At 39.8% G+C, this 25,778-nt stretch carries 24 protein-coding genes and 1 riboswitch; of the genes, 2 read left to right on the forward strand and 22 right to left on the reverse strand.

What is annotated here, in order from left to right; genetic code table 11:
* Position 1: 1 nt before the first annotated feature.
* From FGM01_RS11255 to rsgA, 3 genes are read right to left on the reverse strand one after another with little or no spacing between them, the layout of a single operon-like run.
* Positions 2 to 1,918, reverse strand: coding sequence for a transglutaminase family protein (locus FGM01_RS11255; RefSeq protein ID WP_143411273.1), 1,917 nt, complete (start codon positions 1,916 to 1,918; stop codon positions 2 to 4).
* 52 nt (positions 1,919 to 1,970) lie between these two features.
* Positions 1,971 to 2,423 (reverse strand): D-aminoacyl-tRNA deacylase, encoded by a 453-nt coding sequence (dtd, locus tag FGM01_RS11260; RefSeq protein WP_143411274.1) that lies wholly within the window; start codon positions 2,421 to 2,423, stop codon positions 1,971 to 1,973.
* Positions 2,424 to 3,371, reverse strand: a complete 948-nt coding sequence (gene rsgA, locus FGM01_RS11265) for a ribosome small subunit-dependent GTPase A (protein WP_143411275.1) — start codon at positions 3,369 to 3,371, stop codon at positions 2,424 to 2,426.
* Between the two features lie 85 nt (positions 3,372 to 3,456).
* Here rsgA and FGM01_RS11270 point away from each other — a divergent pair, with 85 nt between their 5' ends.
* Entirely contained in the window at positions 3,457 to 4,104 is a 648-nt protein-coding gene (locus FGM01_RS11270; RefSeq protein WP_143411276.1) for a hypothetical protein, read from the forward strand.
* Between the two features lie 55 nt (positions 4,105 to 4,159).
* Here the strand turns inward: FGM01_RS11270 and FGM01_RS11275 are convergent, their stop codons facing one another.
* From FGM01_RS11275 to FGM01_RS11290, 4 genes are read right to left on the reverse strand one after another with little or no spacing between them, the layout of a single operon-like run.
* Positions 4,160 to 5,248, reverse strand: a complete 1,089-nt coding sequence (locus tag FGM01_RS11275; RefSeq protein ID WP_143411277.1) for a bifunctional 3-deoxy-7-phosphoheptulonate synthase/chorismate mutase type II — start codon at positions 5,246 to 5,248, stop codon at positions 4,160 to 4,162.
* Positions 5,238 to 6,122, reverse strand: coding sequence for a prephenate dehydrogenase (locus tag FGM01_RS11280; protein WP_143411278.1), 885 nt, complete (start codon positions 6,120 to 6,122; stop codon positions 5,238 to 5,240). Before FGM01_RS11280 ends, FGM01_RS11275 begins: the two co-directional genes overlap by 11 nt.
* A complete protein-coding gene (locus tag FGM01_RS11285) occupies positions 6,119 to 7,264 on the reverse strand; it encodes a pyridoxal phosphate-dependent aminotransferase (protein WP_143411279.1) in 1,146 nt (381 codons plus the stop codon). Before FGM01_RS11285 ends, FGM01_RS11280 begins: the two co-directional genes overlap by 4 nt.
* Entirely contained in the window at positions 7,261 to 8,088 is an 828-nt protein-coding gene (locus tag FGM01_RS11290; protein ID WP_143411280.1) for a prephenate dehydratase, read from the reverse strand. Before FGM01_RS11290 ends, FGM01_RS11285 begins: the two co-directional genes overlap by 4 nt.
* Positions 8,089 to 8,432: 344 nt before the next feature.
* Here FGM01_RS11290 and gldA point away from each other — a divergent pair, with 344 nt between their 5' ends.
* Positions 8,433 to 9,353, forward strand: coding sequence for a gliding motility-associated ABC transporter ATP-binding subunit GldA (gldA, locus tag FGM01_RS11295; protein WP_143411734.1), 921 nt, complete (start codon positions 8,433 to 8,435; stop codon positions 9,351 to 9,353).
* 149 nt (positions 9,354 to 9,502) lie between these two features.
* On the opposite strand, the gene FGM01_RS11300 is transcribed toward gldA, so the two are convergent.
* From FGM01_RS11300 to FGM01_RS11370, 15 genes are all read right to left on the reverse strand, one after another.
* Positions 9,503 to 10,258, reverse strand: coding sequence for a head GIN domain-containing protein (locus tag FGM01_RS11300; RefSeq protein ID WP_143411281.1), 756 nt, complete (start codon positions 10,256 to 10,258; stop codon positions 9,503 to 9,505).
* Entirely contained in the window at positions 10,255 to 11,358 is a 1,104-nt protein-coding gene (locus FGM01_RS11305) for an acyloxyacyl hydrolase (protein WP_143411282.1), read from the reverse strand. Before FGM01_RS11305 ends, FGM01_RS11300 begins: the two co-directional genes overlap by 4 nt.
* Before the next feature lie 60 nt (positions 11,359 to 11,418).
* Positions 11,419 to 12,375: a methylenetetrahydrofolate reductase [NAD(P)H] gene (metF, locus tag FGM01_RS11310; protein WP_143411283.1), complete on the reverse strand. Its 957-nt coding sequence runs from the start codon at positions 12,373 to 12,375 to the stop codon at positions 11,419 to 11,421.
* A 223-nt stretch (positions 12,376 to 12,598) separates the two neighbouring features.
* Positions 12,599 to 15,277 (reverse strand): methionine synthase, encoded by a 2,679-nt coding sequence (metH, locus tag FGM01_RS11315; RefSeq protein ID WP_143411284.1) that lies wholly within the window; start codon positions 15,275 to 15,277, stop codon positions 12,599 to 12,601.
* A gap of 2 nt (positions 15,278 to 15,279) precedes the next feature.
* Complete coding sequence (locus tag FGM01_RS11320) at positions 15,280 to 16,296, reverse strand: homocysteine S-methyltransferase family protein (RefSeq protein WP_143411285.1); 1,017 nt, start codon at positions 16,294 to 16,296, stop codon at positions 15,280 to 15,282.
* Between the two features lie 51 nt (positions 16,297 to 16,347).
* Positions 16,348 to 16,451: riboswitch (SAM riboswitch) on the reverse strand.
* Positions 16,452 to 16,527: 76 nt separating this feature from the next.
* The gene (locus tag FGM01_RS11325) at positions 16,528 to 16,950 is read right to left on the reverse strand and encodes an OsmC family protein (RefSeq protein ID WP_143411286.1); all 423 of its coding nucleotides are present in this window, start codon (positions 16,948 to 16,950) and stop codon (positions 16,528 to 16,530) included.
* Positions 16,951 to 17,105: 155 nt separating this feature from the next.
* Positions 17,106 to 18,170, reverse strand: a complete 1,065-nt coding sequence (locus FGM01_RS11330; protein WP_143411287.1) for an NAD(P)/FAD-dependent oxidoreductase — start codon at positions 18,168 to 18,170, stop codon at positions 17,106 to 17,108.
* A complete protein-coding gene (locus FGM01_RS11335) occupies positions 18,163 to 18,756 on the reverse strand; it encodes a precorrin-2 dehydrogenase/sirohydrochlorin ferrochelatase family protein (protein WP_143411288.1) in 594 nt (197 codons plus the stop codon). The genes FGM01_RS11330 and FGM01_RS11335 overlap by 8 nt, the downstream gene beginning before the upstream one ends.
* A 92-nt stretch (positions 18,757 to 18,848) precedes the next feature.
* Positions 18,849 to 19,640, reverse strand: coding sequence for a uroporphyrinogen-III C-methyltransferase (gene cobA, locus FGM01_RS11340; RefSeq protein WP_143411289.1), 792 nt, complete (start codon positions 19,638 to 19,640; stop codon positions 18,849 to 18,851).
* Positions 19,633 to 21,726 (reverse strand): HEPN domain-containing protein, encoded by a 2,094-nt coding sequence (locus FGM01_RS11345; protein WP_143411290.1) that lies wholly within the window; start codon positions 21,724 to 21,726, stop codon positions 19,633 to 19,635. The genes cobA and FGM01_RS11345 overlap by 8 nt, the downstream gene beginning before the upstream one ends.
* A 340-nt stretch (positions 21,727 to 22,066) precedes the next feature.
* Positions 22,067 to 23,311 (reverse strand): sulfate adenylyltransferase subunit 1, encoded by a 1,245-nt coding sequence (locus FGM01_RS11350; RefSeq protein WP_143411291.1) that lies wholly within the window; start codon positions 23,309 to 23,311, stop codon positions 22,067 to 22,069.
* A gap of 110 nt (positions 23,312 to 23,421) precedes the next feature.
* Complete coding sequence (cysD, locus tag FGM01_RS11355; RefSeq protein WP_143411292.1) at positions 23,422 to 24,321, reverse strand: sulfate adenylyltransferase subunit CysD; 900 nt, start codon at positions 24,319 to 24,321, stop codon at positions 23,422 to 23,424.
* A 10-nt stretch (positions 24,322 to 24,331) separates the two neighbouring features.
* Positions 24,332 to 24,961, reverse strand: a complete 630-nt coding sequence (locus FGM01_RS11360) for a phosphoadenosine phosphosulfate reductase domain-containing protein (protein WP_143411293.1) — start codon at positions 24,959 to 24,961, stop codon at positions 24,332 to 24,334.
* A gap of 2 nt (positions 24,962 to 24,963) precedes the next feature.
* Positions 24,964 to 25,140, reverse strand: coding sequence for a DUF2061 domain-containing protein (locus FGM01_RS11365; RefSeq protein WP_341476478.1), 177 nt, complete (start codon positions 25,138 to 25,140; stop codon positions 24,964 to 24,966).
* 197 nt (positions 25,141 to 25,337) lie between these two features.
* Positions 25,338 to 25,754, reverse strand: coding sequence for an RrF2 family transcriptional regulator (locus FGM01_RS11370; RefSeq protein ID WP_143411295.1), 417 nt, complete (start codon positions 25,752 to 25,754; stop codon positions 25,338 to 25,340).
* Positions 25,755 to 25,778: the final 24 nt, after the last annotated feature.

Here is a 25,778-nt window from a genome sequence, read left to right on the forward strand (position 1 = left end):
TTTACGCTTTATTTACTGGGACAATTACGGCTCTTTGGTTAGTTATTTGATGAACCTGGCTTATAAAATTTCTGAACTTTTTAAATTTTTCCGGAGGCCAAACACCTTCTAATAACTGTACATTTCTTTGCACGACGATCTGCTGTATTTCATTTTTATTTACAACTGAAACCTCCAAAGAAATACTACCAAATTCTGTTTTTATAAGTTTACTTTCCGGTAAAGCTTCAACTTCATATCCCACCGGCAGGCTATAATTGAAATTCTCCTGGAACGTCCTGCCTCTCTTGATTATAATCTCAGTTTTCCTTTCTTTATCCTTCGCCACCTTAAGATCAAAACCATTTATAAAATTTAAGGGCATCAACAATCTTTCTCCCGCAGTGCTGCAAAAATTATCTGCATTAAAACTCAGATTTTCTATAAATTCGACATTCTTCTTATCATTTTGAAAATCTATGCTTTCAAAATTCAGACTCTGGAAGTGTGCCCAGTTTTCCTGGTAAAATGATTTCCGGCGGTCTTCTGGCTGGTTTTCCAACAGGTAAATATCTCCGTAGGGAACTCCGTAACTCTTTCTTTGAAATTGTGCATTAAATCCTCCACCGCTATTAAGTTCAATATCAACCCTGACTTTTTGTAAATTTTCCCCGGTAGTATATTTTCTCGTTCTCACGATTTCTCCACCTTCGGGTTTTATTTTAACAGCATATCTATCGTCTGTAAAATCACCCAGGTAACCAAATGGAATATCCTGGCTGGTGCATTCCAACCAGATATCCTCATCATTCTCCCGGGGAATGCTCAGGATGACATGATTACCCTGCATTTTGGTAAATTCAGGATCTATATTTCTTTTAGTACCTCCATAGATCACGGTATAGTCAGATTCAATACCCTGACTTGCCAGGAGAGCTTTGGTATAATTGGTTAAACCTTTACAGTCCCCATAACCCAATCTGTCTACCTCCATAGCACTGTAGGGTTTCCATCCCCCAATCCCAAGCATAACTGCTATATAGCGCGTATTATCCTGCACATATTTATATATGATGCGTGCTTTTTCTTCTTTTGATGAAACTCCTTTGGTTAATTCTTCTACCTTACTAACGATTACATCTGACAAAACTCCCTGCCCTGCTACCAGGTTTTGATATTGCCATTTCCCAAATTCTTTCCAATCGCGGGATTCCCCGTCAATTCCTTCCAGAGAAAATTTATCCAGGGCAACAATTACCTGTGCACTTTTGCTTCTAAATGAAGGTCCCAAAGGTTCAAAAGTATCTGCAGCTATGTTTGTTGCTGAATAATCCAGGTCAAATTCAGAATTGTTAGAACTATAATCCAGTGTTTCCAGATTACGTTCGGTAAATCTTAAAGGGATCTGAGCATCATTTAAAAGACGGTAAGAAGAATTTTCTATACTTACTTTATAACCTTCCTGTGGCCACCAATCTGGCAAAAACACTGAGTTCCTGGTTCTGATCCTGGAGGTATAAATAACCGTATACGGATACTTTTGAGGGGTATAATCAAGATAACTTACTTTATTATCTGAAAAGAGTATAAAATCCTGGAAATTGCTGCTAACAGAAAAATCTCTTTGTTTAAATTTTCTGATTTCCTTGCCGTTAAAATCAAGAATTACCGCCTTTTGCTCTTTAATTATTAGACCTTTATCGAAATTCTCGTAGGCATTAATAAATTTTTCTCCAGATTTATTCAGCACTGTGACCACTCTGTGGGTTGATATTTCCACATCGTCAACAGCTTTGACTTCTATTTCTGTGTGTTGTTTGCGAACAACGGCATTAGCATTAACAAGTAATTTAAGGTCAATAGAATTCACCTTATAGGTTTCCTGGCTTTGTAGGGTAGAAAAAAGTCCAAGGAAAACCACAATAAAAAAATTGCGCATTCCGGGGGGCTGGCTTTAAAGTTTGGCGCAATATATAAAAAATTAACGTTTTTTAACGTTTGTCTTTAGAATCTAGTAAAATTGTTACAGGACCATCATTTATTAAACTAACTTTCATATCTCCGCCAAAAACTCCTGAACCTACAAATTTTTCAAAACGTTCTTCGAAGATTCTTATGAATTTTTCATACATAGGTTCTGCAAATTCGGGCTTAGCAGCTTTTATGTAACTTGGCCTGTTTCCTTTTTTAGTACTCGCATGTAAGGTAAACTGGCTTACAATGATTGCCTCACCCCCAATACTTTGTAAAGATTCATTCATCACTCCATCCTCGTCATTGAAGATGCGCATATTTATAATTTTCCTGCACAGCCAATCAATATCCTCATCCCCATCTTCATCCTCAATTCCCAGTAAAATCAATAAACCTTTTCGCATTACCGCGCATACTTTTTGATCTACCATGACCGAAGCTTCGGAAACACGTTGAATAACAGCTTTCATCTATTTTTGATATTGATCTACCCGGTAATTATCATCTTCGCCCTTCATGATCTGCAAATAACTTTTATATCTGGACCAGGCGATCTCGCCTTCCTCCAGAGCATCTTTTACCGCACATTTAGGTTCCTCAACATGCAGGCAATTATGAAATTTGCAATCCTGTTTGCGCTCAAAGAATTCCGGAAAATAATCACCAATTTCCTCTCGGTCCATATCTACGACCCCAAAACCTTTAATTCCGGGGGTATCTATTATGCGGGCATCAAAACTCAGGTCGAACATCTCGGCAAAGGTGGTAGTATGCTGTCCCTGGCTATGCTGCCTGGAAATTTCTGAAGTTTTGAGATCGAGGCTGGGTTCAATAGCATTTATCAGGGTAGATTTCCCGGTACCACTATGCCCCGAGATCATGCTGGTTTTACCGGTCATTTTATCCTTAACCTTATCCACATTTTTACCCAGTTTGGCCGAGATCCCGATGCATTCGTAACCTGCACCCCGGTACATTTTAGCAAGGTATTTTACCTCACCCAATTCTTCCGGAGAATAGGTATCCACCTTATTAAATAAAAGTACTGCTTTAATCTCGTAGGCCTCTGCCGTCACTAAAAAACGATCTATGAAGGTGGTAAGTGTAGGTGGATTATTTAAGGTAATGAGCAAAAATACCTGGTCAATATTAGAAGCTATGATATGGGTTTGCTTCGAGAGATTTACAGATTTACGAATAATATAATTATCGCGCTCCGTGATCTTTTTGATGACCCCGGTATTTCCTTCGACACCTTCCTCTAAATCAAAAGAAACCTTATCTCCCACGGCAACCGGATTTGTACTTTTGATACCCTGAATCCTGAATTTTCCTTTTATACGGCATTCAAAGAATTCTCCATTCTCAGCTTTTACCTGATACCAGCTTCCTGTAGATTTATAAACCGTTCCCTGCATTAAAATGATATAAAATTAAAATCCTGATGTTTTATGTTAAATTTTTTAAGATATATTTGTCGCATCCAATAATTAACCTATTACCATGTACAAATTTACTTTTAAATTATTCATGGCCATGCTATTCTTATTTAATTTGAATACAGCGATGGCCCAAACCAATCTGTATCAACATCCACAATTTGATCAATTAACCGCCGGTCACAAAATTATTGCCATTGTGCCATTCGAGGCAAGTGTCAATCTACGACCTAAACAAATGAAAGACATGACCCCAGAGCAATTAGCTAAGCTGGAAGAGAGCGAAGGTTTATCGATCCAGGCAGCTATGTATTCCTGGTTTCTCAAGCGCAAAAAACGTGGTGACTTAAAGGTAGACGTACAGGATCCCAAAAGGACAAATGCACTTCTTCACCAGGCAGATTTTACAGATCTTAATTTGCATACCCCTGAAGAAATCGCAGCAATACTGGGCGTTGATGCAGTAATTTCAGGAACATTCGAGACAGACAAACCAATGTCTGAAGGTGCTTCAATTGCCCTTGGTCTGCTTATTGGTTTCTGGGGTAGCACCAATACTGCGGTGATAAATATGAGCGTAAATAATGCTGAAAGTGGAGAGCTGCTTTGGAATTATAATAAAAAGGTCAGAGGCAGTCTGGGTAGTGATAATGACACCCTTATAAACACCTTAATGCGTAAAGCATCAAGGCGTTTGGGATATACAGATTAGCAAATATCACCATAGAATAAAAAAGCTGTCAAAATCTGACAGCTTTTTTTATACCTTACCGTATCCCGTCAAGGATCTTTTGCTGGTGGTTGATCGATTCCTGGTGAATTGCCTTGAACATCCTTAATACAAATTCTTCACTAAGACCTTTCTCCTCACCTTCCAGCACCATTTTACCCAGGATCTCATTCCATCTTTTAGTTTGCAGGATCGCTACATTCTTTTCTTTCTTAACCTGTCCAATCTCTTCGGCGATCTTCATTCGTTTCGAAAGGATCTCCAGGATTTGAGTATCGGTTATATCTATCTTGGATCTTAGAGCAGTTAACTTGTTCTGAAATTCTTCACTTGCAGAAATTTCTTTACGTACTTTAAGGTCTTCCATCATTTTTATAAGAGTTTCCGGGGTGATTTGTTGGGCGGCATCACTCCATGCTTTATCGGGAGTATGATGAGTTTCCACCATAAGTCCGTCATAATTAAGATCCAGCGCGGTCTGGCATAGATCAAAGATTATATCCCTTCTTCCTGCAATATGAGATGGATCCAGGATTAGAGGCAGATCTGGAAACTTATTCTGAAGCTCGATAGGTATCTGCCATTCCGGATTGTTTCTGTATTTGGTCTTTTCATAGGCTGAAAATCCACGGTGGATCACTCCAAGCTTATTGATATTAGCTGTATGAAGCCTTTCTACGGCACCAAGCCATAGAGAAAGATCAGGATTTACCGGATTTTTAACCAGAACTATCTTATCTGTACCTTTCAAGGCATCTGCAATTTCCTGTACGATGAAGGGAGAGACAGTGGTTCTAGCACCTATCCAAAGAATATCAACATCATGTTTTAAAGCAAGATCTACGTGATTCGGGTTTGCCACTTCTGTAGTAGTAAGCATTCCTGTTTCTTCTTTTGCCTTCTGAAGCCATTTTAAACCTAAAGCTCCAACTCCTTCAAAATTACCTGGCCTTGTTCTTGGCTTCCATATTCCAGCTCTTAGCACGGTAGCATCGCTATCTTTTAATTGGTGTGCGATCGTTAGTACCTGTTCTTCAGTTTCGGCACTGCAAGGTCCGGCAATTACCAATGGATGCGATAATCCAAAATCATCCAACCACGTTCTGAGTTCCTTTTTATTTTCCATTTTCCAGTATTTTTAATTCTTCGTTATTACTTATTCCGTTTAGCACCTCTCTTATATGGTTCGTTTTTTCCATTTCGTTAAAAACCTCCTCAAAATTATCTTCCTGCATTAGTTTTCTGAAATACTTCAAATTCGATATATATTCGTCCAGGGTTTCTATTACATTTTTCTTATTAAGATTGAAAATAGGCGTCCACATGGCCGGAGAACTCTTTGCTAATCTTACGGTGGAAGCAAAACCACTTCCTGCCAGGTCAAATATATCCCGTTCGTTTTTTTCCTTGTCCAATACGGTTTTCCCCAGCATAAATGAACTTATATGCGATAAGTGTGAAACATAAGCTATGTGACGGTCATGGGATTTTGGATCCATATACCTGATCCTCATCCCTATCGCCTTAAAGATCTCCAGGGCTCTTTCCTGTAATTTGAAGGCAGTTTTTTCCACCTCGCATATTATACTGGTCTTATCTTTAAATAATCCATGAATGGCTGCGGTAGGTCCAGAAAATTCTGTCCCTGAAATTGGATGCCCAGCCAGGAAATTTCTACGCTTTGGATGATCAGCTACTTTTGCACAGAGATGTTCTTTGGTAGAACCGGCATCGGTAACCACACAATTATCATTTACAAGGTCCAGGATTATAGGCAAAACTTCCAGCGAGGCATCTACCGGAATCGCCAGGTAGACCAGATCTGCACCTATAAGGTCTTCAAATTTTGCTTTATGATCTATTAAACCTAATTCCAGAGCTTTATCCAGGTGATGTTCATCACTGTCTATCCCATAAATCTCTACCTGCTCCAAAACCGATTTGAGATCCAGGGCAAATGATCCTCCTATAAGGCCAACTCCAATTATAAAAACCTTCATTTCTTTATTCTTTTAAATGCTTCATCGATCAATTCTTCACTCGCACAAAGAGAAAACCGTACATATCCCTCTCCCTGAGATCCAAAAATAAACCCGGGAGAAATAAAAATATCATATTCATAAAGCAATTCGTTTACTACTTCTTCAGAGGTTTTCCCTTCCGGAGTTTTGGCCCAAATGAAAAGACCAACCTGTTTGTCACTTACCTCACAGTTCATCTCTTCTATCAATGCCAGAATTTTCTCTTTCCTCAGGGCATAAACCTTATTCTGCTCATCAAACCAGGAAATTCCAAGCTTAAGCGCCTCGATAGCTCCTGCCTGCACTGGATAAAACATACCGCTGTCCATATTTGATTTCACCTTTAAAACAGCGTTTATATTTTTCTGGCTCCCGGCTAAAATTCCGACCCTCCATCCGGCCATATTAAAACTCTTGCTCAGGGAGTTTAGCTCCATCACATAATCACTTAACTCATTTTTTTTAAGAATACTTCTGGGTTCATCATTCTGAATAAAACTATAGGGATTATCATTGATCACCAGGATCTCGTGTGTTTCGGCAAATTCTGTTAGTTCCCTGAAAAACTTTTCTGAAGCTGTCGCTCCGGTAGGCATATGAGGATAATTCACCCACATAATTTTAACTTTACCAAGATCTTTTTTCGCGAGTTCTTGCAGGTCTGGCAGCCAGTTATTTTCGGCATTCAATTCATAATTTCGTTCCTTAGCCTCCAGAAGTTTAGAAACAGAACTATAAGTTGGATACCCGGGATTAGGCAGCAATACTTCATCTCCAGGGTTTAAAAAAGCCATGGATATATGCATGATTCCCTCTTTACTTCCCATGAGCGGAAGAATTTCAGTTTCAGGATCCAACTTAAGATCGTAGAATTTTTCATAAAATCTGGAAATTCCATTCCTCAATTCATTCACCCCTTTATAGGGCTGATATTGATGAGCGCCGTTAGAACTCAGGGCAGAATTTAAAGCCTTTACCACCTCTGGTGGTGGTGCGAGATCGGGGCTGCCTATCCCAAGATTAATAATTGGCCTTCCCTGCTCCCTTAGCCCGGCAACTTCCCGAAGTTTTTTCGAAAAGTAGTATTCCTGAACTGTATCAAGTCTTTTTGCCGTTATCATACAAGCTTATTTTTATAGATGCCCAGAACTTTAAGTTCTTCGGTCATTAATTTTAATACGTTAATCGCTTTTTCCAGATCGTCAAACTTCTCAAAAATCACATCTACGAAAAATGAATATTTCCAGGGTTCATCGATTATGGGAAGAGACTGGATTTTGGTCATATCCAGGCAACAATCCCGGAGGATATTTAAAACCGAAACCAGGCTCCCCCGTTCGCTTTTCAGATCAAATTTAAGTGATGCCTTATCCAGTTTTTCTCCGTTAGGTTTTTGCTTTTCAGTACCCAAAACCAGAAACCGGGTAGCATTGCTTTTTATAGTATGTATTTCTTTCGCCAGAATTTCCAGACCATACATTTCTGCAGCGGCTGGGCTGGCCACGGCAGCGACCTTCAATTTTCCTTCTTCTGAAATCCTTCTGGCAGCTTCCGCAGTATCTGCGTCTTCTATCAATTTAATATGCGGATGTTTTTTGAAGAACTCCTTGCATTGTAGTAAAGCCATAGGATGAGAAAACACCTTTTTTATTTCCTCAATTTTCTGTCCTTCAATCGCCATCAAATTCATATTTACCGGCGTATAATGCTCCCCAATCACACTCAAATTATATTCATCAATAAGGGCATAATTTGGCAAAATTGAACCGGCAATACTATTCTCAATGGCCATGACCGCTTCATTGGTTTCTCTGCCTGCAAGCTTTTGAGCAAGCTCGTGGAAAGACAAATGCTCCATTACCGCAATATCCTTGTGGTAATAATCCATCGCTACCAGATGATGAAAGGAACCTTGAATCCCCTGTATGCCTACTTTTTTATTCATATATCAAAAAAAAAGTCCCGATCTAAGATCGAGACTTTACTATAATTTTATGTTGATGTTAATCATATAGCATTCCCGATCCTATTTCTGGTATAGAAATAAAAATAATAGAATGCGTTCCAAGTGATTAAACCTTTCATTTCGAATAATTACGAAAGACTAAAGTAATGCTTAAATTTTATAATCAAAATTAATTAGCATCAAAATCTTTAGTTTTCTGAATTTCGGAAAATCAGTGATAAATACCAACGATTTATAATTAATCTGCTACTTAAACGTTGAAATTTTGAAAAATAATCAGCAGTTTCCCTGATTATTTATTCCTAATTTTGAAACTGAAGAATATGTCTGTATCTGTAGAAAATATCACCAAACAATTTGGCAGCCAAAAGGCTCTGAATGACGTTAGTTTTAAAATAGGCAGCGGGGAGATCGTTGGATTTCTTGGACCTAACGGCGCTGGAAAATCCACGTTGATGAAGATCCTGACGGGCTTCCTCACCCCAGATTCCGGTTTCGCAGAAGTTTGTGGGTATAATACCAAAACTAACATTTCAGCAATCCAAAGCCAGATTGGCTATCTCCCGGAACATAATCCATTATATCTTGAAATGTTCGTAAGGGAATATTTAAATTTTAATGCTTCGGTTTACCATGCAGATAAGAAACGTGTCGAAGAAGTTATCAAACTAACCGGCTTAACCCCGGAAGCGAACAAAAAAATAGAGCAACTATCCAAAGGATACCGGCAGAGAGTTGGCCTGGCTGCAGCGCTTTTACACGACCCACAGGTGCTTATTCTGGACGAACCTACCACGGGACTTGATCCAAATCAACTGGTAGAGATCAGATCTTTAATCAGGAATATTGGAAAAGCTAAAGCAGACGGCAAACCTGGTAAAACAGTTTTTCTCTCCACTCATATTATGCAGGAAGTGGAGGCAATCTGTGACCGGGTTATTATTATTAATAACGGAAAAATAGTGGCAGACAAAAAACTTAAAGATCTGCGCGAGGAAAATGAACAGGTTATTTTTGTGGAATTTGATTATAGGATCGAAGAAATTGCGCTTAAGGACATACCCCAACTTAGATCTGCTAAAAACACGGGCGGTTTTACTTATGAGTTGATCTTTAATACTAAAAAAGATATGCGACCGGCAGTTTTTGATTTTGCTCACGACAACGGATTAAAGACACTTCAGCTAAACCAGAAGACCAAGAACCTGGAAAGCCTTTTTGCTGAATTAACGGCTTCACAATAACTAAAATCTAACTAGAGAATCCTCATCATGTCCCGAAATATTGGGAGTTTAAGGATCTCGTGAAAAGAAGTTGAAACTCCAGAGGCAATTGGACAGCTTATCAAAGCCTTCTGAATAATGAGCTTCAAAAAGTCCCCATTTTAGGGGATTTAGGGGGCCTCGAAAATCAACCTTCCCCTAAAATGTTCTTCCACATCCACAACCGGTGGCCGGTTCACTGAAATTATATCTCCGTAGCTAAAAATATTCCCTTTCAAACTTTGTTGAGGATTGACGATCAATTTATTGGTCCCGCGATGAAAAAGTTCATAATTCTGTACAATCAGATCCCTCGCCTCAAGTCTGCCATCACCCGCAGCAAAGAACCCGTCGAAATTTTGCACGCTTCCAGATAGGAAAAAGTGAGAATAATTATCATTGGTAATCCTGAGGTTTTTCACCTTCAGATCTAAAATAAAAGCACCATTCGTATGAATTTCAGGATCTACGGCCTGATTTTCGGAAACCAGCCATAGGTTGTCCAGTTCCAGAGTTCCGATACTTTCCAAAGGAATATTTCCAGCATGGCGTATATAAGTCAATTCTGGTGTGGTAACGTAAATTTTAGTGACCCCATAATCCCGGAATAAGTTACATCGATTTTCGTTTCTCAGGACCAGACGATTATCAACTACTTCTGCCGTTATCTCGTTAAGCAGATTTTCTCCACTTTCTATGATCACTTTATGTTCAGCTCCCTGGGTAATAAATAGTTTTATCTTATCGTAAACCATAATTTCCTGAAAAGCTTCCACCGTTACGTTCCTGCTGACAATATCTCCGGTTGTCTGGAGACAATTTCCCGCATCTTCAGAATCACAACTAAGAAAACCTACCAAAATCATCAGGATTAAAATCTTTCTCATAACCTGTATCCTATTGAAAATTCAACCGCTTCAGCATTTGCACCGTGAGATCTTACGGTTACAGAAGCCCACCAATCATCTGTAATCTTTCTTTCCAGGCCCATTCGATTATAAACCTGCTCTACATAATCTGTATAAGGATAATAAGCATAATACCCTAACTGGGTGATCAGGGCCATTTTGTTGAAGGTAAGCTTATGTCCAAGGAAAACCCCGATCCTTTTTGCATCTTCATCGCCCCGGGTACCTTTTGAGGGGAAGGCCGAGGCCTGATAATTTATAAACTCTTCCATAGATCTTGAAAAAAATAATTCAGTTCCCGCCTGTAGAGTACTTTTATGGTTAATAACCTTATCTGCATACGCAGCCAGCGTTAAAAAAGGCAATTTAGGAGAACCCACCACACCCGCGGTATTGAAACCGCTCCTTACCGCAAAATTATAACGCACCGGTTCAGTGTATTTTTCATTTTCTTCTCGCAGGATATAATCCGGATGATTTTCATGATCCAGTGTATAATTCAACCCTACATTAAAGGTAAAGGTGTTTGTACTGTGGTTTGGCGAACCGGTATCTGCATTAGAATAATGGATCACGGTAATTCCGGCATTTATTCCCAAACCTCCAATAATATTCTCTTTTTGCAGATTACCCATTAAATAGGTAGAACTTAGAAATCGCGTTCCAAAAGCGTTATTGAAATAATTAGTATCGGCATCATAAGGATTGGTTGTGTATGCAACGCCCTGTCCTATCCTTATCATAAGTAATCTCTTTATAAAATAGAAGCTGAAATGCCCATACATAGAATAATTTTCTCCTAAATAGGTGTTTTTCAGATCCTGGTATATAAATGAAAAACCATAATCGGGATAATTATATCGCCTTTCCCATTTTTCCAGACCGTAGGTCTTCCTGTTCAGGCTTAGTAAAATACCATTAGGATGATCGGTGATCAAATGAGCGATATCAGGATTATGCTCCAGGATAGTACCATAATAATAACTGGCATCTAAAGAAAAATACTTTTCAGGTTTTTCTTCCTGGGCCAGGGATATAAAACTGCATAGAAAGAGCAGGAACGGGGCAATTCTTTTCATACGAAAGCAAATCTAACATATTTACGAAAAAAACTGCCTTTTAGTTGAAAGCATAAAATCCTAAAAAACCGCGGTGGCAATTTTCTGAATATTCGTGCTTTTTCCCATAGAATAATAATGTAGTACCGGGACTCCGCCGGCAATAAGTTCCTTGCTCTGCTGTATGCACCATTCTATCCCTACCTGCCTTACCGCAGCATTATCCTTACACTTTTCCACTTCCCTGATCAAACAATCTGGCATATCCACATGAAATCTATGCGGAATAACGCTTAACTGTTTTTTGGTGGCAATTGGTTTTAAACCGGGAATGATGGGAACATCAATACCGCTCTCCCGACATTTTTCAATGAATTCGAAATACCTGTTATTCTCAAAGAACATTTGGGTTACCACATATTCCGCACCGGCCTCGATCTTTTCTTTTAACCGTTGAATGTCCTTATCTATACTTGGGGCTTCCATATGCTTCTCAGGATAACCGGCAACACCCACGCAAAAATCGGTGTTATGACCTTTTTCAATAACCTCATCAAGATATTTCCCCGAATTAAGGTCGTAGATCTGGTATACCAGATCTTTGGCGAAGCAATTCCCGTTCTTCTCGGGTTTAAAGTAAGTCTCACTTTTTACCGCATCCCCGCGCAAGGCCATCACATTTTTAATTCCCAGGAAATCCAGGTCGATCAGGAAATTTTCGGTATCTTCCTTAGAGAATCCACCACAAAGGATATGCGGTACGGCATCAACTCCATATTTGCTCTGGATAGCAGCACAGATGCCCACGGTTCCGGGACGTTTTCTCACGATCTTTTTTTCCAGCAGTCCGTTCTCCTTTTCAGAATATACGTATTCCTCCCGGTGGTAGGTCACATCAATAAACGGTGGATCAAATTCCATCAATGGATCTATATTTTCATAGATCGAATTAATATTGTAACCCTTCAATGGCGGTAGGATCTCGAAAGAGAACAAGGTTTTCTCCTTGGCTGCTTCTAAATGTTCGGTGATTTTCATTAAAATTTTTTCTTTTATTATCTGGGCGTTGCCCTTCGGGCCGGGCTTTTCGCTGTATCTTTTACCTTCATGCTTCGACAGGCTCAGCATTGCGGTAAAAGGATGCCGCTGCAATCCCTAACGCATTTCCTTTTTTTAATTTCTCGTCATTCTGAACTTGTTTCAGAATCTCAAGAGAAGCTAAAACTCCCGAAGCTTCGGGAGTTTCAACTTAACGTATTTTTTAATCAGCAATATTGGGATTAAGCCATTTTTCCGCCTTCTTATATTCTATACCTTTTCTATTAGCAAAATCCCTTACCTGGTCTTCCTTGATTTTCCCAAGTCCAAAATACCTCGCTTCAGGATTCGCGAAATAATAACCACTTACGCTGGCCGCCGGCCACATCGCCAGGCTTTCGGTAAGTTCTACACCAATTTTTTCCTTAACCTGCAAAATTTCCCAAATAGTAATTTTCTCCAGATGATCTGGACAGGCAGGATAACCCGGTGCGGGACGAATTCCTTTGTAGACTTCTTTGATCAGTTCTTCGTTGCTCAGACTTTCGTCTGAAGCATATCCCCAATGCTGAGTCCTTACCTCTTTATGCAGGTATTCCGCAAATGCTTCGGCCAGACGATCGGCCAGGGCCTTGATCATGATCGAATTGTAATCGTCATGATCTTTTTCAAACTTCGCAGCCAATTCCTGGGTTCCGAACCCGGTAGTCACACAAAAACAGCCTATATAATCATTGATTCCGGATTCCTTAGGTGAAATAAAATCTGCCAAGGCGAAATTCGGCTGATCCCCGTGTTTCTTTAATTGCTGCCTGAGTGTTCTGAAAATTGCTGTTTTCTCAACAGAATCCTGCTTAAATTTCACTTCGATATCGTCGTGATTGACCGTATTCGCTTCAAACAATCCAAAGATCGCTTTCGCCTTCAGCAACTTTTCATCAAGAATTCGTTGAAGCAAAACCTGGGCATCATCGAATAGACTTTGCGCTTGCTCACCAACAATCTCATCCTTTAGAATATCTGGATATCTCCCATGCAGATCCCAGCTTCTAAAAAACGGACTCCAATCTATATAATCCACCAGTTTATGCAGATCAAAATCTTCAATCACCTGGATTCCTAATTTAGCAGGCTTAGTTATTTGCGTTTTATCCCAATCGATCTGGAATTTGTTTTCCCTGGCCTCCTGGATACTTAAAAAAGACTTGACCTTACTCCTTTTGCTAAAATTCTTCCTGAATTCGTCATACTGAACTTTCAGGTCGTTCTTATATTTCTCACGTGTACTATCCTTTAGCAGATCTCCGACTACGGTCACCGCCCGGGATGCATCGTTTACATGAGCGACCGCGTGTTTATATTGCGGATCTATCTTTACCGCGGTATGAGCTTTGGATGTGGTTGCACCACCAATCAAAAGCGGAACAGAAAAATCCTGACGCTCCATTTCCTTAGCCAGGAAAACCATCTCATCGAGTGACGGAGTAATAAGTCCGCTAAGACCTATCACATCTACATTCTCTTTTTTGGCAGTTTCAATAATTTTTTCCGGCGGCACCATCACCCCAAGATCAATGATCTCATAATTATTACAGCCCAATACCACGCTCACGATATTTTTACCAATATCATGTACATCGCCTTTTACCGTAGCCATTAAAATACGACCAGCCGATTGTCTTTTATTCGATTTATCGGCTTCGATATATGGTAAAAGATGGGCTACCGCCTTTTTCATAACCCTTGCCGACTTCACCACCTGTGGCAGGAACATTTTCCCGCTTCCAAAAAGGTCTCCAACCACATTCATTCCTATCATAAGAGGACCTTCAATAACATCCAGAGGCTTTTCAGCTTCAATACGTGCCTGCTCGATATCTTCTAAAATATATGCGTCAACTCCTTTTACCAGGGCATGAGTGATCCTATCCTGAAGTGGCTTTTCCCGCCAGGAAAGATCAATTTTATTCTCTTTTTTTCTTCCTACTACGTTTTCAGCAAAATCGAGAAGTCTCTCGGTCGCGTCATCTCTTCGGTCGAGAATCACATCTTCCACATGTTCCAGTAGATCTTTCGGGATCTCGTCATAAACTTCCAGCATAGATGGATTTACGATCCCTATATTCATTCCGGCTTTAATAGCATGATATAGGAATACTGAATGCATAGCTTCCCGCACAGGATTATTCCCGCGGAAAGAAAATGACACATTACTAACTCCACCGCTCACACTGCAATGAGGAAGGTTCTGTTTTACCCAACGCGCTCCTTCGATAAAATCTATCGCATTTCTCTTATGCTCGTCCATCCCCGTTCCAACCGGGAAAATATTGAGATCGAAAATGATATCCTCAGGAGGGAATTTCACCTTATTGACCAAAATATCATAGGATCTTTTCGCGATCTCAATTCGTCTCTCATAATTATCTGCCTGGCCAACTTCATCAAACGCCATTACGATCACAGCCGCACCATAACGCCTGATCTTATTCGCATGACTTATAAATTCTTCTTCACCCTCCTTTAAACTGATAGAATTCACCACACATTTTCCCTGTACTACCTGTAGCCCGGCTTCGATAATTTCCCATTTGGAACTATCAATCATAATAGGAACCCTCGAAATATCAGGTTCTGCCACAACCAGGTTCAGGAATTTGACCATGGCTTCCTTGCCTTCAATAAGGCCATCATCCATATTTACATCGATGATCTGCGCTCCATTTTCTACCTGTTCGCGGGCAACTTCAAGGGCTTCGTCATATTTCTCTTCCTTGATAAGTCTCAAAAATTTACGAGAACCAGCCACGTTGGTTCGTTCCCCAACATTTATAAAATTGCTCTCCGGGAAGATCACCAGAGGTTCCAGTCCGGATAATTTTAAGGGTCTGATTTCTGACATTCTTAAATACTTTGAGTTTGAAGAGTTCTTTTAAGTTTTCTTGGCTGGTAATCCTTGGCAATTTCCGCGATCGCTTTAATGTGAGACGGAGTGGTTCCGCAGCAACCGCCGAGAATATTCACGAGACCTTTTTCCAGGTACTCACGGATCTGATTTGACATTTCCTGCGCATCCTGATCGTACTCTCCAAAGGCATTGGGAAGTCCGGCATTGGGATAGGCTGAAACACCAAATTCGGTATTCCTGGCAACCGCTTCCAGATGAGGAGTCAATTGCTTGGCTCCTAAAGCGCAATTAAACCCAATGCTTAAAAGCGGAATATGAGAAATTGAGATCAGAAATGCTTCGGCAGTCTGGCCTGACAATGTTCTTCCGGAAGCATCTGTAATTGTTCCGCTTACCATTACCGGAATATCCACATTCAGTTCTTCCTTTAATTCGTCTATTGCAAAAAGAGCTGCCTTGGCATTCAGGGTATCAAAAACTGTTTCCACCAAAAGCACATCTACCCCACCATCTATCAAGGCTTTTGCCTGCTGTTTGTAAGCCACTTTCAGTTCTTCAAATGAAATAGCACGAAAACCAGGATCGTTCACATCAGGACTCATACTAGCCGTTTTGTTGGTAGGTCCCATTGCCCCGACGACAAATCTCGGTTTTTGAGGATTTTCAGCAGTGACTTCTTCCGCGGCCTTTTTGGCGATCCTGGCCGATTCATAATTGAGCTCATAGACCAGCTCTTCCATTTGATAATCGCCCATGGCGATGGTAGTTCCCGAGAAGGTATTGGTTTCCACAATATCGGCTCCGGCATCGAAATACTTCCGGTGGATGGTAGCGATGGCTTCAGGTTGCGTAATAGACAGCAGGTCGTTATTTCCCTTTAGAGAAACAGGCCAGTCGGTAAAACGTTTTCCGCGGAAATCCTCTTCAGAAAATTTATATTCCTGAAGCATGGTCCCCATGGCACCATCAAGTATTAATATTTTTTGTGAGAGTAACTCTTCTATTTTCGACATGTTCTATAAAATGAACGTTATCAAAAAAAGAAGACAGGAAAGAATTCTTGTTTGTTATCTATCCGAGACTGAACTCAGTAGAATGTAGCACCTTCTCCAAAGGAGGGTTGCTAAGGTTTCACAGGGTCTATTCCCTCAACCTTTCTTGATAACGATTGTTAGTAAACAATGAACTTACTGGGCAAATATACAGTTATAATAAACCCAATAGCAAGGTTTTAAGAAAATTTTCTATAAAACCTTCTCTCCATTCAAGGTGATGGTGTAACTGATCTCAGCAGCTTTTTCCAGCATTTTGGAAACGGAACAATACTTATCCATCGATAATTTTACCGCTCTTTCTACTTTGGCTGGCGGAATATCTCCTTTCAGAATAAAGTCCAGGTGAATCTTCTTGAATACATTTGGAATATTGCCATCTTCACGGTAACCGTCTACCTCTACCCTAAGATCTTCCAGTTCATGATTCTGCTTTCTCAGGATCATCACGATATCAATGCTACTGCAACCTGCAATACCGCGAAGCAAAAGATCCATAGGGCTAGCCCCTTTTGGTTCATCATCGGTTTTATTGTCTAGAAGAACAATGTTCCCTCGTTCGTTTACGGTTTCAAAAAGGTAATTATCGTTGATACGTTTTAAGCTGATCTTCATGGTTTCGAATTTTCATCAAAGATATGAATTCTGCTTTTTCCCGCGGGTAACAAAGGTTACCTTTAAATTTTTCTCAAAAGCCGTCAAGCTGATTTTGTTTCGGCTTCTCTGCTTGAGGTCCTGAACCTCCCGAAGCTTCGGGACAGGATGACATTCTAAACACTGATGCTCTGCACAACTTCCCTTTTAGCCTCTTTCTTTGAACCATCAAATCCTTCCACACCGCCAACAGTAGTGTATTTCAATACATATTTCTTATCTGGGAAAATTCGTTGATATGCACTCTGACACATGATAGCAGCCTCATGAAAACCGGAAAGGATAAGTTTCAGTTTTCCTTTATAAGTATTCACATCGCCGATCGCATAAACTCCGGGAATATTTGTTTGGTAATCATAAGAATTATCAACTTTTATGGCATTTTTTTCAATCTCCAATCCCCAGTTACCAATAGGCCCCAGTTTTGGTGATAATCCAAAAAGCGGGATAAAATCATCTACCTCCCTGAATTCTTCTCCTCGTGCCTTGTCTTTATGACGAATTACCACCTTTTCAAGTTCATCTTCTCCTTTTAAACCAACTACCTCAGCATTAGTGATCATTTCAATTTTACCCAGCTTCGCCAGTTCAGAAACCCTTTCTACGGAATCCAGAGCACCACGAAATTCTTCCCTTCTGTGTACCAAGGAAACTTCTGAAGCCACATCAGATAAATAAATAGCCCAGTCTAAAGCAGAATCTCCACCACCGGCAATTACCACTTTTCGATCGCGATACACTTCAGGATCTTTAATAAAATAGGAAACTCCTTTATCTTCAAAATCTGAAATATTGGCAATAGGTGGTTTTCTAGGCTCAAAAGATCCAAGCCCACCAGCAATTGCTACTACAGGTGCATGATGCTGAGTTCCCTTATTAGTAGTCACAATAAAAGTTCCGTCATCCAGCTTTTCCAGAGTTTCCGCACGTTCACCAAGAGTGAATCCGGGTTCGAAAGGCTTAATCTGTTCCATGAGATTTTTCACCAGATCTCCCGCCAGGATCTCCGGAAAAGCCGGAATATCATAAATGGGTTTTTTTGGATAAATTTCTGAACATTGCCCACCAGGTTGTGGAAGCGCATCTATCAAATGTGTTTTCAGCTTTAATAATCCCGCTTCAAAAACGGTAAATAATCCGGTAGGCCCGGCCCCGATTATCAGGATATCTGTTTTAATCATTACTCTCTTTTTTTACGATTAAGGATTCTGTTATTGTATTCATTTGTTCCACCTTGGCTTCAAAATCACCTTTAATGGATTTTCTATATTCATTTAAATTTTCGACCATCTGGTTCACATTCTCAGGGATCACCTCTTCGAAGAACTGGCGTAAGCGCTTCGCTGTGGTTGGGGACTTCCCGTTGGTTGAAATCGCGATTTTCACATGACCTTTATTTACAATTCCGCCCATATAGAAATCACAGAGTTCAGGTGTGTCGGCGATATTAGCCAGCAAAAATCTCTTTTTGGCGTGGCGGTGAACCCGTTTATTAAGTTTCGCATCGTTGGTTGCGGCGATCACGAAATGTTTTTTTCTCAGATACTTCTTTTTATACCTGCCTTTGATCAATTTCGCACCGTGTTTCTTTGCCAGTTCTTCCGTTTCCGGTAAAAACCATTTTGCTACGATCTCAACCTGTGCATTCGGACTTGATTTGAACAGGAAATGAAGTTTTTCATGTCCCACATTTCCGCCCCCAACTACCAGGATGTTCAGTTTATTGACCTTTAGAAAAACAGGGTATAGTTCGTTTCTTTCTTCCATTATTTCACAACTATTATTGATTCGTCATCCTGAACTTGTTTCAGGATCTCAAATAGAGAAGCTGAAACAAGTTCAGCTTGACGTGGTTTTATTTAAGCCGCTCCTGCATTTATAAATTTTGATCGCTTTGGAATGCGCTGAACATTCTGAAAAACTTCCTGCAAAGCATTCGCTTCCTTTACCACCTCACCAATTACAATAATGGCAGGTGCGCCAAGTTTTTTTTCTGAAGCGATCTTTTCAATGGAATTGATCGTTCCAAAACCTGATCTTTCATTTACGGTAGTTCCATTCTGAATAATTCCCACCGGAATATCCTGTTTTCCAAAGCCTTTGAAAACCTCAACAATTTCCGGGAGTTTTCCCATTCCCATTAATATCACAACCGTTGCCGTAGATTGAGCCGCCAGGCGAACGTCATTTGATAAATTCTTCTGAGACGTTGTTCCTGTGATCACCCAGAAACTCTCCGATGTTCCTCTTTGCGTAAGCGGGATTCCGACATTTGCCGGCACTGCAATGGAAGAAGTGATTCCCGAAACTACAGCGGTTTCCACTCCGTTTTTCCTGGCGTAGCTGATCTCTTCTGATCCTCTTCCAAAAATAAATGGGTCACCACCCTTGAGTCTTACTACGTGGCCACGTTCCAAAGCATATTTCACGATCAATTCATTGATCTCGTCCTGCGAAAAACGATGTTTGTCTTTTCGTTTCCCTACAAAAATATGTTCCGCTTGTGGCGCATATTCCAGCAGATCCCGATTGATCAAGGCATCGTAAAGAATTACACTGGCCGATTTCAATGTATTCAAAGCTTTTACGGTGATCAATTCCGGATCTCCAGGTCCTGCTCCAACGACGGTTAGTTTTGGTGAATTATACATTTTGTACCTCCTTTGTTCTAAATGCATCCACCCTCTTCAGGAACAAATGCGCGTCCTCTAAATATTTATTTGCAAAAGCCTCTGTTGGCTCATTTTCATTCAATTGATAAGTGAATTCCTTGAAAGTGGTCGACAACTCGATCTTTCCGGTTTCTACAAAAAGCTCATCAAATTGTGCAATGATCCCGGCCTGTGTATTGGTTTTTACATCTTCAGCCAGCAATAATGCCTTAGCGGAATTCACAATTGAAGTATAGGAATGGTAAATACTATCTGACCAATCCTTTCTCTCCAATGCAGATTTTGCATTATCGATCTTTTCTTCACTTTCGAATAAAAGCGTCGCTATCAAATCGATCACCACTCCCGCACATTCACCAACGCCAACCGCCTTTATATATGGAGATTCATGGCCCCAGTCAACAAAATCATTCTCGCTGAGATTTGAAGTATCAGCAAGGTCTTTCAGCAGATCATAGAAATAGGTTTTCTGCTTACGGTCATAATATTCCGCAAATTTTTCATCTGCATTTAAATTCGCTTCAAAATCGTTTAGTAAGAGCCTTAGTGCCTCCGGTCCTCTTTTACTCGGGACTTTCACCACTTTATCTGCAAATCTTCCCTGACCATTTCCTAAAGTTCCACCACCAAGCAACACCTGAAGTGCGGGAGCCACAGTTTTTCCAACCTTGATAGACATTCCCTGGAATCCAATTTCAGCCATATTATGCTGCCCGCAGGCATTCATACATCCGCTAATCTTTATGGTAATATCCTTACCGTTGATAAATTGAGGATATTCTTCTTTTAAAACATCTTCAAGTACATCTGCAATTCCGGTACTACTGGCAATTCCAAGATTACAGGTATCGGTTCCAGGGCAGGCGGTGATATCGACTGTTTTATTATAACCGGTTTCAGCATAGCCCAGTTTTTTTAATTCCGAATAGAAGAATGCCAGAAATTCTTCGCGCACATGGCGGATCAAAATATCCTGTCTAAGGGTTAACCTTAGCTCATTACCAGCATATTTTTTCACCAGATCTGCCAGCTGCCTGGCGCCACCTGTGTAAAAATCACCTAACGGAACCCGGATTCCAATAGCATATAAACCTTCCTGCTTCTGTTTAAAGACATTGGTTTGCCTCCAGGTTTCAAAATCTTTCTGATCTTCAATTTCCACTGAAGGAACTTTTACGTCCTGTAATGGCGGAGCAGCTTCAAATTTCTCAATTTCGAACTTTGGTTGTTTTTGAGACAAAGCTGTTTTCTGAGCTTCCACCAGTTCCATAAAAGCATCTTTCCCTATATCCTTGATCAGGAATTTCATTCTTGCTTTCAATCGTTTTGCACGTTCGCCATGACGATCAAAAACTCGAAGCACACCTTCAATTAGGGGAATGATCTCTTCAGCAGGAAGAAAATCATAAAGTTCATCGGCATGTCTCGGCTGGGAACCTAGACCGCCACCTAGCATCACTTTAAAACCGCGTTTTCCATCTTTCAGCTTGGCAATAAAACCAAGATCATGTATATAACTTAAGGCTGTATCCTCATCTGAAGATGAGAATGACATTTTAAATTTTCTTCCCATTTCCTGACAGATCGGATTCCGAAGAAAGAATTGAAAGGCAGCGTGAGCATAGGGGGACACATCAAACGGTTCATTTGGGTCTATGCCCGCGGTTGGAGAGGCGGTAATATTTCTTACCGTATTTCCACAGGCCTCCCTTAAGGTAACATCATCTTTTTCCAGCTGTGCCCAAAGCTCCGGAGTTCTATCAAGACTCACATAATGGATCTGGATATCCTGCCGGGTGGTTATATGCAATCGTCCTTTGGAATATTCATCGGAAACATCAGCGATTCGATGTAGCTGTTCTGAAGTTACTTTTCCAAAGGGCAGTTTTATACGAACCATTTGTACACCCGATTGTCTTTGCCCGTAAACTCCACGTGCAAGACGCAGGCTTCGGAATTTCTCTTCATCAGCCTTTCCTTCCCGGAACAACCTTATCTTCTTTTCTAAATCCAGAATGTCCTGTTCGACAATGGGATTTTCAATTTCGGTTCTAAAACTTTGCATTATCTTATTATTTAAATTCTTGTCTCTTAATGTTCTAATCAGCTTTTAATGAGATGCTGAAACAAGTTCAGCATGACGTTATTTTTCTAGAGCTTCCCACTTCTTTTCCCGACCGTCATTTTCACTAATCGATTTCATCTAGCTGAGATGCTGAAATAAATTCAGCATGACGCTTCTTACTATTCAAAACTCTTTAAATGAAAAAAGTCCTTTTAGGTGGATCACTTAAAAGGACTTTTTATAATTCAGTTTATAAAATAGGCTTCTAAGTGTGAGGCGAATAGCACATACACATATTAGACAAAATGTTCATAATGAATAGTTTCACTGTTTCCTGATTTTATTTTATAAAGCCAACTCCTGCGGTTGTATTAGTAAGGGTATCAACTAGAATAAACCTTCCATTAGCTCGATTATCATGATAACTATCTGCAAAAATTGGTTTGCTTAATTTGATCTTTACGCTACCAATATCATTTAAACTTAAAGATGACACTTCTTCTTCCGCTCCAAAATTGGTATCAACATGACCTTCAACTTTATCGATCTTAGCCAGTATACCATTTGTATTGTGCTGTAGCACATATTTAGTTCCCGGAACCAAGGCCTTATTGTCCATCCAGCAAACCATTGCATCGAGGACTTTAGTTTCTTGAGGTACTTCATTCGATTTCACCAACATATCCCCTCTAGCAACATTAATATCGTCTGCAAGGCTTATAGTAACTGAACTACCTGCGGGAGCTTCATTAAAAGATTCAGTAAAAAACTGAATATCCTTAATAGTAGAAGTAGTTAAAGATGGAAGTACTGTTATCTCGTCACCAATTCTAAAGCTATTCCCACTAATTTTACCGGCATATCCACGGTAGTCATGAAATTCATCGGTTTTTGGCCTGATCACTGTTTGAACTGAAAATCTGGCCTGACTTTGTTCTTCAAAATCTTCAGCTTTTAGTGCCTCCAAATGTTCCAGAATTGTTTGACCATTATACCATGGCATCGCAGTAGATTTTTCCGCAATATTCTCACCCCAAAGTGCACTTACAGGAATAAAAGTTATCTTCTGATCTTTAAAATCACTTTTCGCTCTCAATTCTTCAAAGTCCTGAACAATTTCATTAAATACCTCTTCGGAATAATTCACCAGGTCCATCTTATTTACAGCCACGATCACTTCTTTTATTCTCAATAAATTATTAATGAAGAAATGCCTGTAAGTCTGTTCGATCACCCCTTTCCTGGCATCAATTAAAATGATCGATGTCTGAGAAGTAGAAGCTCCGGTCACCATGTTTCTTGTGTATTCAATATGTCCTGGAGTATCGGCAATTATGTAACTTTTTTTAGGTGTCGAAAAATAAATATGGGCTACGTCTATGGTTATACCTTGCTCTCTTTCGGCTACGAGACCATCTGTAGCAAGTGAAAAATCAAGATAATCAAGCCCATTTTTCTTACTCACTCTGTCAATTGCCTCAATTTTATCTGAAGTAAGCGATTTTGTATCGTAAAGCAACCTTCCAATAAGGGTACTTTTACCATCGTCTACACTTCCTGCTGTTGCTATTTTTAAAACTTCCATAGCCTCTCCCCGGCCCTCTCCAGAAGAGAGGGAGTTTTATGGGTATTTTTTATAGTTAATAATATCATTTTAATAGGTTTTATATAGTCCCCTTGGGGGATTTAGAGGCATTAGAAATACCCCTGTTGTTTTCTTGTTTCCATCGCGGCTTCAGATCTTTTATCGTCAATCCTGGCTCCTCTTTCTGAAATTGCTGAATCTCTTACTTCCTGTATGATCTTTTGAACTGTATCAGCATCAGACTCTACAGCCGCTGTACAGGTTATATCACCAACAGTTCTGAATCTCACACGTTTTGTTTGTGTGGTTTCGTGATCTTCTTTGTAAACATATTCTGAGGCTGTCCAGATCAAACCATCTCTTTCAAATATTTCCCGGTCATGAGCAAAATAGATGGATGGTATATCAATGTTTTCCGATTCTATATAACTCCAAACATCCAGTTCAGTCCAGTTTGAAATTGGAAAAACTCTAACATTCTGGCCAATATCAATTCTCCCATTAAGCATGTCAAAAACTTCCGGACGCTGGTTCTTTTCATCCCACTCTCCAAAATCATTTCTAACTGAAAAAATCCGTTCTTTAGCTCTTGCCTTTTCTTCATCCCTTCGGGCTCCGCCTATACAAGCATCAAATTTGAATTCTTCGATCGCATTCAAGAGGGTATTGGTTTGAAGAGAATTCCGACTGGAATATTTTCCTTTTTCTTCAATAGAAATTCCTTTATCAATATCGTCCTGAACTCTTCTTACGATCAGATTCAATCCAAGTTCTTTAACAAGGCGATTCCTGAATTCTATAGTTTCCGGAAAATTATGCCCCGTATCTATATGCATTAACGGAAAGGGGATTTTTGCCGGGTAGAAAGCCTTTTGGGCAAGTCTAACCAGTGTTATAGAATCTTTCCCTCCTGAAAATAAGAGTACCGGATTTTCAAATTGCGCTACCACTTCCCTGAAAATGTATATAGCTTCGCTTTCTAGTGTATTTTGATTTAAAATTGAACTCATTTATATCTTTTTACGCGTGTAAACCACATTCTCTGTTATCTAATACTTTAGTTGGATCGAAATATTTGAATTCGTTCGGTAATTCATTTTCCTTTAAATATTCATCAAGTTGATTATCTGAATAATGATAAAATGGACTAACCTTTAATACTCCATCTTTACTATAACTCAAAATATCTATACTGTCTCTGAAAGCAGTCTGACCCTTTCTCAAATTGGTGAACCAAACATCCGGTTCATGTTCTGCCATTGCTCTTTGAAAAGGCTCCAGCTTCACCTGTTTTGTAAATTCAGCATGAAAAGAACTATCTACTGATGGAATCCCTCCATTAACTGCATCTCTGTAGGCGGCTGTTTCAACAGGAGTATACAAGAAAATGTTCAGTTCCAAAGAATCGATTAATTCCTTGGCATGTTTGTAGGTTTGTGGTGTATTGTAACCGGTATCACACCAGATCACTTTAATACCTGGTCCTACCGAATTACAGGCATAAATTATTGCAGCTTCATAAGGACGAAAATTAGTTGTAACCACAGGTGATTTTGCTTCCTTAGTTGCCCACCTGATAATCTCTTCAGGTTTAGCCTTTTTGAATTTTTTATTCAGCTCTTTTAGCTCTGTATCATTTATCCTTTTCATAACTATTCTTTCCCATATGGTATTAGATTCCAAATCCTTTCATGCCCGAAATACAGGATCATTTTTGTTACCAGTTCTACTGAACCAATAGCTAGGGCGGTCTCTATCTGCCCGGTAAGGATCCATGATATGATTATAGTATCTATAGTTCCAACTATTCTCCAACTTATCGTTTTCAAAATACTTCGAAAAGGGCGTTCAGTTGTTTTATCCTTTTTATATGTGCTTTTTGCGTTTGTATGATTTAGTAACATCAACATATTCTCTTCATTAAAACTATAATCCTATCGGTTTACTAGGTTTTAAACAAAACTAGACTTCACTATTTTAAACACCAATTATTTCTCTAATAAAAATCTTATTTTAACACTTCTCCCTATTGCAGGCTGGCAATATCTTCCAAAGTGTTTTCACCAAGTACCTGTAGTGAGGCGTCCCGAACCTGGATCATCAACTTATGAACTGAACAGGTGTTCTCATCCGGGCAATCATCACATTTTTCATAGTAATTAAGGCTCACACAAGGGACCATTGCTATGGGACCTTCCAGCACACGGATTACAGCGGTCATCCTTATTTCACCAGGTTCTTTAATAAGATAATAGCCTCCGCCCTTACCTTTTTTAGATCCGAGAAATCCCGATTTTCTCAACTCAAGCATGATGCTCTCCAGAAATTTCTGTGAAATATTCTCATTTTCTGAAATCTCTGAAGCCTGGACCGGTTTCCTGTCTTTTTTCCTGGCGATATACGCCAGGGCCTTTATACCGTACTTGGTTTTTTTGGAAAGCATGGGACGAATATAAAAATATTTTCA

The organism is Christiangramia sabulilitoris, from assembly GCF_007050985.1.
GTDB lineage: Bacteria > Bacteroidota > Bacteroidia > Flavobacteriales > Flavobacteriaceae > Christiangramia > Christiangramia sabulilitoris.